Raw genomic sequence first — 15,189 nt, 5'->3', positions numbered from 1 at the left:
AGAGTATTAAATTATTTCCGTCATGAATGTGTCATATTTTCTCGCCAGAATGCCCGATCCGCGCAATGAAGTGGTTCGTCCACCACGCCAGGTGTTGGCAAGCGGGCTCACTCCTGTTACAACATCAACTCGATATCGAAACTCCTTTTTGAACGGCAGAGAATCATGAGTGATAGCCAGACGCTGGTGGTAAAACTGGGCACCAGTGTTTTAACGGGCGGATCCCGCCGCCTGAACCGCGCCCATATCGTTGAATTAGTGCGTCAGTGCGCGCAGCTGCACGCGATGGGTCATCGAATTGTGATCGTCACCTCCGGGGCGATAGCCGCCGGACGTGAGCACCTCGGCTACCCGGAACTGCCCGCGACCATTGCGTCGAAACAGCTGCTGGCAGCTGTCGGCCAGAGCCGTCTTATCCAGCTGTGGGAACAGCTTTTTTCTATTTATGGCATTCACGTTGGCCAGATGCTGCTGACCCGCGCCGATATGGAAGACCGCGAACGCTTCCTTAACGCCCGCGATACCCTGCGCGCGCTGCTGGATAACAATATCGTGCCGGTCATTAATGAAAATGACGCCGTGGCGACCGCTGAAATTAAAGTCGGCGATAACGATAATCTTTCGGCGCTGGCGGCAATTCTCGCGGGCGCCGATAAACTGCTGCTGCTGACCGATCAGCAGGGGCTGTTCACCGCCGACCCGCGCAACAACCCGCAGGCCGAGCTGATTAAAGACGTTTACGGCATTGATGACGCCCTGCGCGCTATCGCGGGCGATAGCGTGTCGGGTTTAGGTACCGGCGGTATGGGCACCAAGCTGCAGGCCGCCGACGTCGCCTGCCGCGCGGGTATTGATACGATCATTGCCGCCGGTAGCCGCCCTGGCGTGATTGGCGACGTGATGGAGGGGGTTTCCGTAGGCACCCGCTTCCACGCCCAGGAGTCGCCGCTGGAAAACCGCAAACGCTGGATTTTCGGCGCGCCGCCGGCGGGCGAAATTACCGTTGACGCCGGTGCGACCCAGGCAATTCTTGAACGCGGCAGTTCCCTGCTGCCTAAAGGGATTAAAACCATCACCGGCAACTTCTCGCGCGGCGAAGTGATCCGCATTCGCAGCCTTGAAGGCCGCGATATCGCCCACGGCGTCAGCCGCTATAACAGCGATGCGCTGCGCCGTATCGCCGGGCAGCACTCGCAGCAGATCGATGCCATTCTGGGCTATGAATATGGCCCGGTCGCCGTCCACCGTGACGACATGATTATCCGTTAAGGAGCTGAAAATGCTGGAACAAATGGGCATTGCTGCCAAAGCGGCCTCGTACAAACTCGCGCAGCTTTCAAGCCGCGAAAAAAACCAGGTGCTGGAAAAGATTGCCGACTATCTTGAAGCGCAGACCGACGCGATCCTGCGGGCTAACGCTGAGGATCTGGCGGAAGCGCGCGCTAACGGTTTGAGCGAGGCGCTGCTCGATCGCCTGGCGCTTAACCCGGCGCGCCTGAGCGGGATTGCTCACGATGTTCGTCAGGTCTGCAACCTGGCGGACCCGGTTGGTCAGGTGATCGACGGCGGCCTGCTGGACAGCGGCCTGCGCATTGAGCGCCGTCGCGTGCCGCTGGGCGTGGTAGGCGTGATTTACGAAGCGCGCCCGAACGTGACCGTCGACGTCGCCTCTCTGTGCCTGAAAACCGGCAACGCGGCGATTCTGCGCGGCGGCAAAGAGACCTGGCGCACCAATGCCGCCACGGTGAAAGTGATTCAGCAGGCGCTGCAGGAGTGCGGCTTACCGGCAGCCACCGTCCAGGCGATTGAGAGTCCGGATCGGGCGCTGGTCGGCGAGATGCTGAAGATGGATAAGTATATCGATATGCTGATCCCGCGCGGCGGCGCAGGTTTGCATAAGCTGTGCCGCGAACAGTCGACGATTCCGGTGATTACCGGCGGGATCGGCGTTTGCCATATTTATATCGACCACTCCGCTGACGTTGCCGAAGCGCTGAAAGTGATCGTTAACGCCAAAGTGCAGCGCCCGAGCGCCTGTAACTCGGTCGAAACGCTGCTGGTACATCAGGATATCGCCGAACGCTTCCTGCCCGCGCTGAGCAAGCAGATGGCAGAAAGCGGCGTCAGACTGCACGCCGATGCGGCCTCCCTGCCCGCGCTGCAAAACGGCCCGGCCAGCGTAGAGTCGGTGAAAGCGGAGCAGTATGACAACGAGTACCTGTCGCTGGATCTGAACGTGAAGGTGGTGGCCGATCAGGATGAAGCGGTAGCGCATATTCGCGAGCACGGCACCCAGCATTCCGACGCCATCCTGACGCGCACCCTGGGCAACGCGAACCGCTTTATCAACGAGGTGGACTCCTCGGCAGTGTACGTCAACGCTTCTACCCGCTTTACCGACGGCGGCCAGTTCGGCCTCGGCGCGGAAGTGGCGGTCAGCACCCAGAAGCTGCACGCGCGCGGCCCGATGGGGCTGGAAGCCCTGACGACCTATAAGTGGATTGGTTTCGGCGACGATACCATTCGTGCTTAATGCGCATTGGGTGATGCAAAAGTAGCCGTTTGATTCACAAGGGCATTGACGCATCACCCACTTAGTTTTAACCTTCTATCCCGTGCTTACGCTCGTCAGCACGTCTTGCAGAGCCGATATAGCTCAGTTGGTAGAGCAGCGCATTCGTAATGCGAAGGTCGTAGGTTCGACTCCTATTATCGGCACCATCTCAAACTTTTCCCAGATCTATCTAAATCAACTCGAAGCCCTTCTACTGCTGTTTCTGGCGCGTATCTTATTTGCTGTTATCAACTGGACTCATCCGAAATCAAGACATAGTTGAGGGCATAAGTGGGGGCATTTTGGGTTGACTGCGATAAACAGCGTAATGGCACGCCTTTACAAATCACAGGGTAGCCTTACGCCTTTCGCTCAAATTATCGAAAGCGCCATTTAACTGCGCCTCTAATTTTGCTTATCTCTCATCCTGGTCATATATCGTTTAATTTTATCGGGCGAGTTCTCTTTAGATAATCAAGGAGCATCAGTCATGATTAATGACGACCAGACCAGGTATGCCTGTAAACAATTGCTATCCGCAGATTGAAAATAAAAAAAGCTGACATCTTTTCGTTTGCGCAGTAAAAAATCTTATACCTTGTGCTTAGCGTTTCAGTACACTGTCTCATTTTGCATCAAATAATTAACGTTTAATATCACCAATATTAAAATTTTTCCATGCAGATATAAACCAGTAAGTGGTATTATTTTTACGGCAGGTTAAAGATTGTAAAAGCGGCCGGTTTATTTTTTTTCATCACAAAAACAAACCCCATAAAAATCAAAGAGTTATTTTTGTCATGTTTCATTTTTGTAGCTGATATTTTTCATTTAAGATCGCATAATAGTCTTTAAGACCGTTTAAACTCATTTAAAATGACAGTTTTCCATTCCTTTTGCAATAATCTTCCCAACAGAAATAACATATATTTTTGTTGTACTGCCTAATGATTTTTAAAATGTGAAACTCCAGGCGTCTGGAGTATGCAACTATGCGAAAGGAACCTATTATGAACATGAAAAATGTCATGAATAAAACTTTACTGGCGTCTTCAGTATTCACAGTCTTATTCAGTTTAAATGCTGTAGCAGCAGATGGCACAATCAACTTTACCGGGAATGTCACCTCGAGCGCTTGTACCACCATTGTAGGTGCTGGTCCTGCGGGCGGCGCCATGAGCAACCCGGCTACGGTTGCGCTGCCAAACGTAACGGATACCACCCTCAATGCTGCCGTTGGTACCTACGCGGGCCACACCCCGTTCTCTATCTCTCTGACCGGCTGCGAGGCGACCGCCGCGTTGCAGAACGTACGCGCTATTTTCACAACCCCATCTCCGGCCTCCGGCGATAACTTTGTGATGGGCAACACTGCCGTCGGTGGCGCGCAAAACGTTGCTGTCGCTATCCTCAGCTCTGGCGGATCTCAGATTGACCTTAACGGCGGCGCGAACGTAGATGCAGGCCAGGCGCTTCCTGTAACTTCAGGTCCGGTGACGCTGAACTATCAGGCAGCTTATAAATCGCTGACCACGGGCGTTACCGCCGGAGCTGTCGCCGGAACAGCAGAATATATCATTTCTTATTTCTGATATTTGCTTCTGTCCGTTAGCGTATTTTGTCTGCCCGGTAATTTTACCGGAGCAGACAATCATTTACATGTCATTGAACGGTCCCTTATTCAGGACTGTTGATTGCCAGCCTCATTTTTACTAGTGAACAGGGATTGTATCCATGGCTATATTACTGTCACTGTCTAATTTTCTACTTCCGGAAAGGGAGGCCGGATTAAAAACAATAACTGCAGCTGTTATTTTATGCAGTCTCTTAGCCGGTAAAAGTTTTGCTGGCTCCGGTTTTGAAGAGTCATATTTGCACCGGGAAAAGAATGGTGCTTCACCGGACGTGTTTATCTATAAAGATGCGCTGACGCCCGGTATTAAAAATACTGAGATAATGGTGAACGAGCAGCTTGCCGGAAAAATAGACGTGGAGTTCGTCAGTACCGACAGCCATGAAACTAAACCCTGCCTGACCGCTACTATGCTAAAGGCGCTGGGAATAAAAACAGATCTCTACGAAGACAATGCGCCGGAGAGTACTGCACCATGCTACGATCTGAAGAAACGGATCCCCTCTTCGGCTTTAAGTTATAAGGACAGTCAGCAAAGATTATTTATTACGGTTCCCCAGGAGGCGGTGGACAAAAAATATTTCACCATGATTTTGCCTGAGGAATGGGATCATGGTGTACCCAGCCTGCGCACCAGCTATAACGGTTACTACTATACTTCGAGAATCAAAACCGGACGCAGCTCAGGTGACCAGGGTACATCCGCAACCGATACATCGCGCAGCGCCTACGTCAATCTCAACAGCGTGGGTTCGCTGGGCGCATGGCGCCTGTACAGTATTGACTCTTTTTATAAAAGCGACCAGCGGGGCTGGGAGTCTGACCATGACCGCAGCTATCTCTCCCGGGATTTTGCCGCGCTGCGCAGTCAGCTACAGGTTGGCGAAATTTATACCTGGACGTCAGGTTATATGGCCGGGACGGTACCGCTGAGCGGCGTCTCGCTGGCAACCAGCGAGAAGATGTCGCTGGATAACCAGTTTCGCTTTGCTCCGGTTATTCGTGGCGTGGCGCGAACCAACGCGCGTCTGACCGTTCGCCAGCGGGGACGGGTGATATACAGCACCACCCTGACGCCGGGGCCCTTTGCGATTGAAGATCTCTATAGCGCTCAGGTGGGGGCCGATCTTGAAGCGACGGTGGAAGAGTCTGATGGACAGCGGCAGGTGTTCCGGGTGCCCTACACCGCCCTGCCGAATATGATCCGCCCCGGCGCAGTACGCTACAGCGTCGCGGCCGGGCAATACCGCAGCCAGGGCAGCGATGTGAAGGAGCCCGTAGTGATATCCGGCGCGCTGGAGCGCGGCTTTGAACACTTCACGTTTGGCAGCTCGCTGCTGGCGTCAGCGCACTACCAGACTCTGTCGGCCGGCGTCTCATGGAATGCCGGGAATATCGGAGCGTTCTCCGCTGAAGTTGCCCACGCCCGCTACCGGAACCCTGAAGATGAGAATAACACCCGTGACGGCTCAGCCGTGCGCATTCAGTACGCGCGCCATTTTGAGACATCGGATACCTCGCTGCAGATCATGGGCTATCAGTACCGCTCGGAAGATTTTCTCGAGTTCCAGGAATTCCTGATGCGTGATAGCCGACGCGCGCGTCCTGAGGATGACGACGTATACGACCTCTATGAACGACGCAAGCGTAACCGGCTGGAGATGACCATCAATCAGAATGTGTCGGATATCGGCAGCCTCTACATGACGGTCAGTCAGGACCGCTATTACGGCACCAGCCAGAAAAGCACCTCCGTTACCGGAGGGATAGGTACCAGCATTGGCAGCAGCACGATCTCGCTGTCGCTGACGGACTCCCGGGATGACGAACATTCAGACCGGCAGGTCAGTCTGTCGGTCAGCATTCCCCTTAGCTCGGGAAGCGAAAGAAGCCGGAACTACGGCTCGCTGAACTATGGTCTGGTGCGCAACAGGGACAATCAGTACAGCCAGTCGCTGGGTTACTCAGGCAGCGCGCTGGACAACACGGTCACCTATTCGGCAAACGTACTCCGCGATGTGCAGGGGAAATATAGCCAGTCCGGCAGCCTGGGCTACAACGGCAGCATGGCCAGTATCAGCGGCGGTCTGAGCCACAGCAACAGCTACAACCAGATTTCGGCCGGGATGAGCGGCGGCGTGACGCTGTACGGCGGCGGCGTAGTGCTGTCTCCGGTGCTGGGCGATACGGTGGCAATAGTGGACACCTCAGGTGCTCAGGGTATTGGCGTCTCGGGGACGGGGAATGCGAAGACCGACCTCTTTGGTCACGCCATGGTGACCTGGCTGACGCCGTACCGGTACAACGAGATAAACCTGGATCACTCGGGCGTGGATAACGTGGAACTGAAGGAGACCACGCGCAAAGTGGTGCCGAGCGAAGGCGCAGCGGTTCTGCTGAAATTTGCCTCACGGGTCGGACGGCGCGCGATGGTGGAACTACGCGGCTCCGGAAATATTCCTTTAGGGGCGATGGTGTACGCCGACGAAGAAAACGGGGCATCGCGTGAAGAAGTCGGCATTGTCGGCAACCGCGGAGTGACCTACCTGAGCGGTCTCGATGCGCGCAACGACGCGCACCTGCGGGCCGTCTGGGGAGAGGATCCAGGCTCACAGTGCCGATTTACGCTACCCGCGGCCACGCCTGAGCAGCTGAAGCCGGACAACTGGCACAAGAAGATTATCGTGAACTGCCGTTAGCGGCAGTCGTAGTTAAACGAAATAAACAGGACAGAAAAATGACATTCAAACAGATATGCGCAGGCCTCCTTGCGGCCGGATTGTTCTCTTTTATGGCGGATGCCGCCGTTCGGCCCCAACTGACAAGAGTGGTGGCCTACGCGGAAGATAAAGAAACAACGGTTGGGGTGATCAATGACAGCGATACCACCTACATGCTGCAGTCGTGGCTGGAAGATTTACAGGGCCGGGATAGCGGCATACCGCTGGTGCTGACGCCGCCGGTGATGAAGATGGAGGGTAAGAGTGAGGGTAAACTCCGTCTGGTGGTCATGCGGGGAGAAATCCCTCAGGACAGAGAGTCGGTGTACTGGCTATCGCTGCAGGAGATCCCGCCGAAGGCAAAAGACACGGCTAACCGACTGGTGGTAGCGGTAAGAAGTCGGATAAAAGTATTTGTGCGCCCGGCGGGGCTGACGTCGGAAGGGGCAAGAGCGTCGGCCGGCGCGCTGCGCTGGAGCCTGCAGCGTGAAGGTAGCCAGACGTGGCTGGTAGCCACCAACCCCACGCCGTATTACATCAGCTTCGGGCGCCTGACGGCGGGCTGCGAAAGCTGCAAAAAAGTGACGCCGGAAAACAAAAACACCATGGTGCCGCCAAAGGGGAGCCAGCGTTACAGCCTGCCGTCGCAGGCGGGAGCATCCCCGGTCGCGGTGACATGGAGCGCGATGAATGACTGGGGCGGCGCCGGTGAAGAGCACAGCCAGGAGGTCAGGCCGTGAGCAGAATATGGCGAGTGGCTCTGTTACTGTCGGCGGGGCTGATCGGAATGCCGGCAATGGCGGTGACATTCACATACAACTATACCTGGGCCACAGGAGACCATGCGGGGCAACCAGCGGGCTCCTGCGGCTATACCGTGCCGGATATCCGTCCGTTTCAGATACCGCGGACGCTGGTGGTGGATAGTGCCGTGCCTGTCGGAACGGTCCTGTATTCATGGGACTTTAACAGTTTTTTACCAGGATTCCGGATTCAGTGTACGGGTAGCGGTATTGATAACAGTACTAACTACACAAATGTGAATAACGGAAGTATTAGCGGGAATCTTATTGTTGCAGATTTCCGTTTCACGGGCATGACCGCTAGTCCATTGCTCAGCAGCACCAACCCGGTATATGCCACCACGCTGTCGGGGATCGGGATCCGTCTGTCCGTCAAAGCGGATACGGATTCAGCAGTGGATGGCGCTGGCAATGACTACAGTTATGTGGCCCTGCAAAGGGTTAACGGTCAGATACAAGTTTATCCGGCTCCACGAGATGTCGTCTATGTGTGGGGAGGTTCTGGTTTACCCCAGGCGTATCTTTATACAAGGATCTACGCAACCGGCCCCAGCGCTTATCGGTACTCAATTAAGACTATTGCACAGGGAATTTCTGTTAAAGCGGATCTGATAAAAACGGCAGATACTGTCCAGTATGGTAGCCTGGGAGTGGGCGGTTCCCCTTCAATGTACTGGAACACAACAGCCGTACTGCAACCAGCACTGCCAACCGATTTTCTGGCGGGTAATGCTGTCACGGTGGTATCGCCATCGTGCAGACTTCGCACCACCGATTACAGCATCAGCATGGGAACCTGGGCGGCAGACACGGTAAACCATATGGGCAGTCCGGCCACTGGTGCCGCTGTTCCTGTCGGCCTGAATCTGGAGTGCTCTGGCAAGGTGGCGGACGTTCAGTTCCGGTTTGAAGATACCGGCAGTTCACCCTCTTCACTGGCAGAAAAAAACATCACCCTCTATGACGGCGGGGGGAACAAGGTTAACGGACTTGAAATTCAGATGAAGTACAACGGCGAGCGGATTAACGTCGACGGCGTCACCCAGACCAGTACGGGGAGCCATGGTCAGGTGCGTACTGAAGCAGAATCTGTACCGCTTTATACCTCCACAAGTCAGGCCATGTTTACCGCCAATTATATCCAGAACGGATCTATTACCGTCGGAGGAAATAACTATACCGGCCCGGTCTCCGGGAAGGTCAATATCTGGGTAACGTACAACTAAAAGGGAATCACCGGTCTTACCGTGCTGATAAACCATTATCAACCGTTGCAGGAATATACAAAATTTTTAACCCTCAAGAAATTATTAAGAGAGTAAAGGATGAAAAAGTATATTGCAGTGCTTATTATTCCGTTTGGTATGTTACTGAATACCGCAGTCGCCAGTGACAAAATGACGGAAATGGCGGCGAAGCGTTGTGCGCCTGAGCCAGTCGTATTTTATGGCCAGTTCTCGGACCACCGCAAAGAAATCCTGGTCTGTAAACGTGATACGGGCGTATCTTATTATGCAGGGAAACTCAATGACTCTGCTTCAATGAATGAGGCAATAGGCCCACGGAGATTGAAAGTGATGTTTGATTCCGGCGACATGAAAGAAGCATTGCTGATCAACGCAGGCCCTGAAATTTATGCTATTTCTAGCCGGGGGGATGGCAGCGATTTATTCATGCGCATGAAGAATAATAAATCCAAACCGGAAGTGCTGGAAAGTGAAATTCTGGACAAGACAACCGTTATTAATAACTTGCGCCAGCACTTTATGAAGTAATCGTGAAGTAATGTAGTGCTGGTTTATTACGGCCAATCTGAGAAGTAATCAGGCATCCAACGATATGGCTGAATATGGGTTTTAAATTACTTAATCTGTGAAAAGGAGTTTTAACGATGAATATCAAAACGCTGCTCGCCCCGCTTTTATTCTGCTCGGTATTAGCCCTTTCTGCATGTGACAGTAGTAATACAGCAGAGGAAACAGCGGCGAAAGGAACCAGCATACTCAACGGTCAGGCTACAATGGTCCTTCCGGAAAAATTTGTCAGAATGCCGCAGGAGATGCTGGAGACAAAATATCCTGCCGCACAACGACCAAAAGAAGCCTGGTATGTGGAAAGTGAGAATGGCAAGGTGTCCATTGCCTTCAGCGTCACGGAAAATGCCATAAGTGAAGCGCAGCTCCCGCAGTTTGCCGACATGATGAAAAACCAGATGAAGGCATTTTCACCGTCATTATCCGAAGTAACCGTGAATGGCAAAAAAATGAGTCGCCTGGAAATCACCACCCCAGCTGCGGATGGCAAGATTTTTAACGTGATGCAGTTCTCTTCTCTGGACGGCAAGTTATTGATCTCTACTTTCAACGCCACAGAGGATTTAAAAGATCAATATTCACAAGCTGGTATGGACGCACTGTCAACGCTGAACTACTGAGTCAAAACGCAGGCCACGGGCTGGCTTCTGCTCTTCCTATATCGCAGGGAAAAAGAGTCGTCAGGAAGTCGTTTTCGATATTCCTTCGGCCTGCGGAAAAACCTGCCGCAGGTCGGGCCAGGTAAACGATGATACGGCCCATATCCGTTTCTCATCCCAACATGAAGGACTATTAGGATTCACTGAATGCCATAAGCCAGCCCCGCGGCGAAGAGCATTGACAGCAGCACCGATGCCAGGCCGGGCAGCAGAAAAGGATGATCGATAATATGTCGGCCCAGTCTGGTGGAGCCGGTATCATCCAGCTCTACCGCCGCCAACAGCGTCGGATAGTTTGGCAAAATAAAAAGAGAAGCCGTGGCCGGGAAGCAGGCCACCAAAATAGCCGGGGCTACGCCCATGCTCAGCGCGGCGGGAAATAAAATTTTTGTGGAGGCCGCCTGAGAATACAAGAAGCATGAGGCCGCCATAATAATGATGGCCAACATAATGGGCGAATCCAACAAGTGTGACGAGACCGCGCTTTGCAACCACTGTTGATTGCTATCCATAAAAGTTGAACCCAGCCAGGCGACGCCGAGGATACAGATGCAGGAGGTCATGCCGGTTTTAAACACCGATCCGGACGGGACCTTGTGTACGTTAACCCGGCAGCACACCACAATCAGCAGCGCAACGCCCAGCATCACCCCTACCCGCGCCTGTCCGCTACTCATGGCCGGATGGACAATCAGCCCTAATTTTGGACTGGTGACAATCGCATAAACCAGCACCACAACCAGTCCGACGATAAAAATCAGCACCGAACGTCCGGCACAGGGCGGGATCGCCCGCTCAGTCCTTGCTTTAATCGGAACCGGATTGTCATCGAGCCGATCCTGATGGCGGATCCTGTCCCAGCACAGGTAAAAAACGGAGGTGACCAGCAGCGCCAGAAAGGTGGAGGGTATGGATACCGCAATGAGCTCAATATAGCCCCAGCCGGAATGGCCCTTTTCCAGAATCCCCGAGAAGAAAATCACCGCCGCAGAAATGGGCGACGCCACAATGCCCAGCAAAGAGGCGCTGACGGAAAGAGCAAGCGCCCGGGTAGGTTTTATATTGTTCTCTTTCGCCACGCCGACAATAACCGGCATACAGGCAAAGGAGACCTGACCGGTGCTAGCCATCATGGTCAATAGCCAGGTGGAAAGCGGCGCGGTGATGACTAACAATCGCGGATAGCGGCGCAGCAGACGCTCGGTGAGGTCAACAAGATATTCAATACCGCCCGCCTCCTGCATGGCGGCAATCGCCACGATCACCACCATGATAAATACGATAACCAGCATCGGCATATCACCCGGCGTGGCGCCGAGCGCACTGAGCACAATTACGCCGGCACCGCCGGCAAACCCCACGCCGATCCCCCCGACCCGCATGCCGATGTACAGAAACAGCAGCACCACCAGAAACTGAACCAATATCATATATTGCCTCCACGGCTCCCAATCCGGCATTACCCCTTCGCAAGAAGACATGGCCGCCGGACAAACGCGCGCTCACCATACCTTTGGATGTCACCTGCCGGTGAAAGACAATTTATCGCGCTACAGCGGCATCGCTGCGTACGGTATTCATCAGGCATCCGATCTGCTCAATCTCGACTTCCACCCTGTCCCCGGGCTGCATAAAGAGTGGCGGGGTACGTTTTTTTCCGATACCTCCGGGCGTACCGGTCAGAATGACATCTCCCGGAGAGAGCGCGCTGAAGGTGCTGATATACGCAATGAGTTCGGCAATTGAATACAACATGCTGCCCGTATTATCCTGCTGCACCGTCTGGCCATTGAGCCGGGTGGTAATATTCAGATTTTGCGGGTCGGGGATATCATCCGCCGTCACCAGCCAGGGGCCGAAGCCGCCCGTCGCAGGCCAGTTTTTCCCGCCGGTAAAGCAGGCATGCTGCCAGTCGCGCATCGAGCCATCCATATAGCAGCTGTAGCCAGCCACATAATGCAGCGCCTCCTGCTGAGGAATATTGCGCCCCCCACGGCCAATCACCAGCGCCATTTCGCCTTCATAGTCAAACTCATTGCTGCACTCCGGCTTGAGGAGCGGTGTCAGATGGCCGGTCTGTGAATCCGCAAAGCGGATAAACAACACGGGATTAGAGGACTTCTCGTTACCGGCAGCGTTTTTATCGCGATAATTCACGCCAGCGCAGATGATTTTTTTCGGTTCAGTAATGACCGGCAGAAAAGCGATCTCGTCGAAAGAGTAGTTCGCTTGTTTCGCAGACGGCGGCAGAGTATCAACAAGATGAAGATGCGGTATAAATTCCAGCAGGCTGCCATATTGAGGAAACTGCGCCTGTAGATCAATGACGCCGTCAGCGGTCGCCAGGCCATATTTGTTTTTATCATTAACGCGAAAGCTTAATAGTTTCATAAATCACCCAGGAATATACAGAGGTGAAAGCCCCGGCATTATGATGAAGAGCAGCAAAAGATAGCGGGGCGAAGTAACCGATGATCCGCAATACAGTAAGCGATATTTCTGTATTGCGGATTAACAACAGACTCAGAACAAATTAACCGACGCGGCCCAGCTCAGCGGCGCGCATGGCGTCGTGGATCTCTTTTTCAGCGCCATTTTCCAGCGGCAGCAGCGGAGAGCGAACGGTGGCATGTTCAAGGATCCCGCGCGCAACCAGAGCATGTTTAAGGGCCACGGTCCCTTCCATGTGAGAACCGCGGTGGTAGACGCTTTTGGTCACCGGCAGCAGTCGATCGTGCAGCTGACGCGCTTTAACGTAATCGCCCGCTTTACCCGCTTTGATCATCTCAATTAACGGTTCAGGCGCGATATTGCCGTAGCCGACGAGGAAGCCATCCACATCAAAGGCGGTATGCAGCAGATATTCATCGTGGCAGCTTAAGATTTGCAGATCCGGACGCTCGCGGCGAATAACCGGAATTTCAGTATCCCAGCGGCGCATATTACGCACGCCATTCTTCATGGCAAATACGCCCGGCTGCGCGGAGATATCCAGCAGCGTTTTCAGGTTGTAGGTGGCTTTAGTGACATCCGGATACTGGAAAAGAATCAGCGGCAGGCCACTTTCCTCATACACCACGCGGTAGCGATCCTGAGGCGCGCCGTCCTGATAGCCAAAGCGCAGCCAGCCGTGTGAAGGATAGAGCAAACCTGCGGATGCGCCGGCGGCAACGGCGCGCTTCGCCTCCAGCGCGGCCACTTCCGTCCCTTCCCCGGTGATACCGGCAATAATGGGAAGCTTATCATCCACGGACTTCACAAATGCGCGGATCACATTCGCCTGCTCTTCCTGGGTCAGAAAAGTCCCTTCTCCCGCGTGTCCAAGCACCACCAGACCTTTCACACCGTCGATGCTGCCCAGCCAGCTACCGAGGCGCTGAATGGCATCATAGTCTACGCGTCCATCGCGAGTGAATGGTGTAACCGGAGCCGGAGTCAAACCTCTCAGATCGATGTTAATCATAAATATCCCCTTGATGAATAAGCATTTGTTTACGGTTAATCGATTATTTGAAACGCAAGTGAAATCGTTTCTGCAATCGTTTTCACGCCATTGACATTGAACCTGAAAAATAAAACCGTCAACGCCATGTTGGTTAAAAATGCAACGCAGATCACAAACTAAACAGCGATCCGCATCCGGGATGAGATCCGTTTTACAAAAATCAACCCTCCCCGCTTTCTCCAGGAAAGCCGGGGAGGATCTCAGGCGGATTATTTACGTGGAGACGAGGTAGACTTACGTGGAATAAGGGAGGGCGTGGTAACCCGCATATTATTATTTATCTCTGGATTCAATAACATATCAACCGCATTGCTGGCAATATGCTCCAGCGGCGTCCTGACCGAGGTCAGCGCCACGGGGAGTCTGCTCACCAGGGGAATGTCATTGTAGCCCACCAGGGAGAGATCTTCGCCAATCACCAGCCCCTGCTGGTGCGCGGCCGCGAGGACGCCAATCGCCAGCTCATCATTAACGGCAAACAGCGCGCTCGGGCGATGAGGCTGGCTGAGGATCTTCATTCCCTGCTGCTCCCCCGAGGCGATATTAAAATCAGAGTGACAGCACCATTCCGCTTCGATCCTGAGCCCGGCTTCCTGCATTGCCCGCTCAAAACCCTTACGCCGGTTGCGCGCGTTGGAGGCAAAATCAGGGCCGCCAATCAGGCCAATATCCCGGTGGCCTAAATCAATCAGGTGTCGGGTAGCCAGATAGCCGCCAAGCTCATCGTCCCCGACCGAAGAGGGGCTAAAGCCATCGGTGCGCAGCGCCAGTACGTGAGGAACATCCCGTTCACGCAGGGTTTGCGGCAAAGGATCGTCCAGCCGGCAGGTGGACATGATCAGCCCATCGACGCGGCGATCCAGCAGCGATTCAACGGCGTTTTTCTCCTGCTCCTTGCTATCTCCGCAGGTCGCGACAATAGCAAAGTAGCCTCGCCGGGCCGCCGCCCTGGCTATCTCTTCAAAAAGCATCGCCGTGACGGCATCGGTCAGTCTCGGAACCAGGACGCCAAGCGTTCCGGTATCGCCACGCCGCAGGCTGGAAGCAACATAGTCCCGACGGTAGCCAAGCTCGCGCGCCACCTGGCGAATTTTATCTGCCGAGGCGCTGCGCGAGGTGGGTAACCTTTCATCGAGTACGCGCGAAACGGTCGAGACGCTCACGCCCGCAGCGCGAGCAACATCCCGCATTGTCGCCAGCTTTTTTTCCGGCAAATCGTTCAGTTCACTTTCTTGATCCATCTGCTGCTCCAACTCATCAAAGCGGGTAAATATCCGTGTTGCCCGTTCAAGGGATACCATCATGCAAACCGAGAGATTAAAGGATCTTACGTCAAACCTCGCCCGGACAAAAGGAATGGTGCTTCACTTTGCCAGGGGCCGCTCCCCCGGTGGTTAATTCACTCAGCTTGTTCACTTTACTCGACGTTCGCCGCCTGGCCTTTTTACGCGTAAGTTTTTTCAGATTGTGAACTGTTCGACATTTATACAACTGGCGCAAT

General features: G+C 54.0%; 12 protein-coding genes and 1 tRNA gene. 9 read left to right on the top strand and 4 right to left on the bottom strand.

Features of this window, described 5'->3' with window-relative positions; translation table 11 throughout:
• The first annotated feature begins 165 nt into the window (after window positions 1-165).
• From proB to K2184_RS19530, 9 genes are all read left to right on the top strand, one after another.
• The gene (gene proB, locus K2184_RS19570; protein ID WP_004099297.1) at window positions 166-1,269 is read left to right on the top strand and encodes a glutamate 5-kinase; all 1,104 of its coding nucleotides are present in this window, start codon (window positions 166-168) and stop codon (window positions 1,267-1,269) included.
• A 10-nt stretch (window positions 1,270-1,279) separates the two neighbouring features.
• Complete coding sequence (proA, locus tag K2184_RS19565) at window positions 1,280-2,533, top strand: glutamate-5-semialdehyde dehydrogenase (RefSeq protein WP_163525391.1); 1,254 nt, start codon at window positions 1,280-1,282, stop codon at window positions 2,531-2,533.
• A 112-nt stretch (window positions 2,534-2,645) separates the two neighbouring features.
• A tRNA-Thr gene (locus K2184_RS19560) sits at window positions 2,646-2,721 on the top strand.
• A gap of 843 nt (window positions 2,722-3,564) precedes the next feature.
• The gene (locus K2184_RS19555; protein WP_064370464.1) at window positions 3,565-4,146 is read left to right on the top strand and encodes a fimbrial protein; all 582 of its coding nucleotides are present in this window, start codon (window positions 3,565-3,567) and stop codon (window positions 4,144-4,146) included.
• A 142-nt stretch (window positions 4,147-4,288) separates the two neighbouring features.
• On the top strand, window positions 4,289-6,886 hold the full coding sequence (locus K2184_RS19550; protein ID WP_224261044.1) for a fimbria/pilus outer membrane usher protein: 2,598 nt from the start codon (window positions 4,289-4,291) through the stop codon (window positions 6,884-6,886).
• 38 nt (window positions 6,887-6,924) lie between these two features.
• A complete protein-coding gene (locus K2184_RS19545; RefSeq protein WP_163525402.1) occupies window positions 6,925-7,647 on the top strand; it encodes a fimbrial biogenesis chaperone in 723 nt (240 codons plus the stop codon).
• A 14-nt stretch (window positions 7,648-7,661) separates the two neighbouring features.
• Entirely contained in the window at window positions 7,662-8,936 is a 1,275-nt protein-coding gene (locus tag K2184_RS19540) for a hypothetical protein (RefSeq protein WP_064370461.1), read from the top strand.
• Between the two features lie 99 nt (window positions 8,937-9,035).
• Complete coding sequence (locus K2184_RS19535) at window positions 9,036-9,485, top strand: hypothetical protein (protein WP_163525404.1); 450 nt, start codon at window positions 9,036-9,038, stop codon at window positions 9,483-9,485.
• A gap of 116 nt (window positions 9,486-9,601) precedes the next feature.
• Window positions 9,602-10,144, top strand: coding sequence for a hypothetical protein (locus tag K2184_RS19530; protein ID WP_064370459.1), 543 nt, complete (start codon window positions 9,602-9,604; stop codon window positions 10,142-10,144).
• Window positions 10,145-10,323: 179 nt separating this feature from the next.
• On the opposite strand, the gene K2184_RS19525 is transcribed toward K2184_RS19530, so the two are convergent.
• The 4 genes from K2184_RS19525 to K2184_RS19510 form a co-directional block, all read right to left on the bottom strand.
• Complete coding sequence (locus K2184_RS19525) at window positions 10,324-11,613, bottom strand: anaerobic C4-dicarboxylate transporter family protein (RefSeq protein ID WP_024273776.1); 1,290 nt, start codon at window positions 11,611-11,613, stop codon at window positions 10,324-10,326.
• A gap of 112 nt (window positions 11,614-11,725) precedes the next feature.
• Window positions 11,726-12,574, bottom strand: a complete 849-nt coding sequence (locus tag K2184_RS19520; protein WP_163525407.1) for a fumarylacetoacetate hydrolase family protein — start codon at window positions 12,572-12,574, stop codon at window positions 11,726-11,728.
• Window positions 12,575-12,716: 142 nt separating this feature from the next.
• Window positions 12,717-13,646, bottom strand: coding sequence for a dihydrodipicolinate synthase family protein (locus K2184_RS19515; RefSeq protein WP_032691959.1), 930 nt, complete (start codon window positions 13,644-13,646; stop codon window positions 12,717-12,719).
• A 251-nt stretch (window positions 13,647-13,897) separates the two neighbouring features.
• Window positions 13,898-14,929, bottom strand: a complete 1,032-nt coding sequence (locus tag K2184_RS19510; RefSeq protein WP_024273773.1) for a LacI family DNA-binding transcriptional regulator — start codon at window positions 14,927-14,929, stop codon at window positions 13,898-13,900.
• Window positions 14,930-15,189 lie beyond the last annotated feature (260 nt).

The organism is Klebsiella sp. K5-306 (assembly GCF_051835185.1).
In the GTDB taxonomy this organism is placed as follows: domain Bacteria; phylum Pseudomonadota; class Gammaproteobacteria; order Enterobacterales; family Enterobacteriaceae; genus Klebsiella; species Klebsiella oxytoca.
Note: the sequence above shows the minus strand (reverse complement) of the source record. Positions and strands in the feature narration are given on the sequence as shown.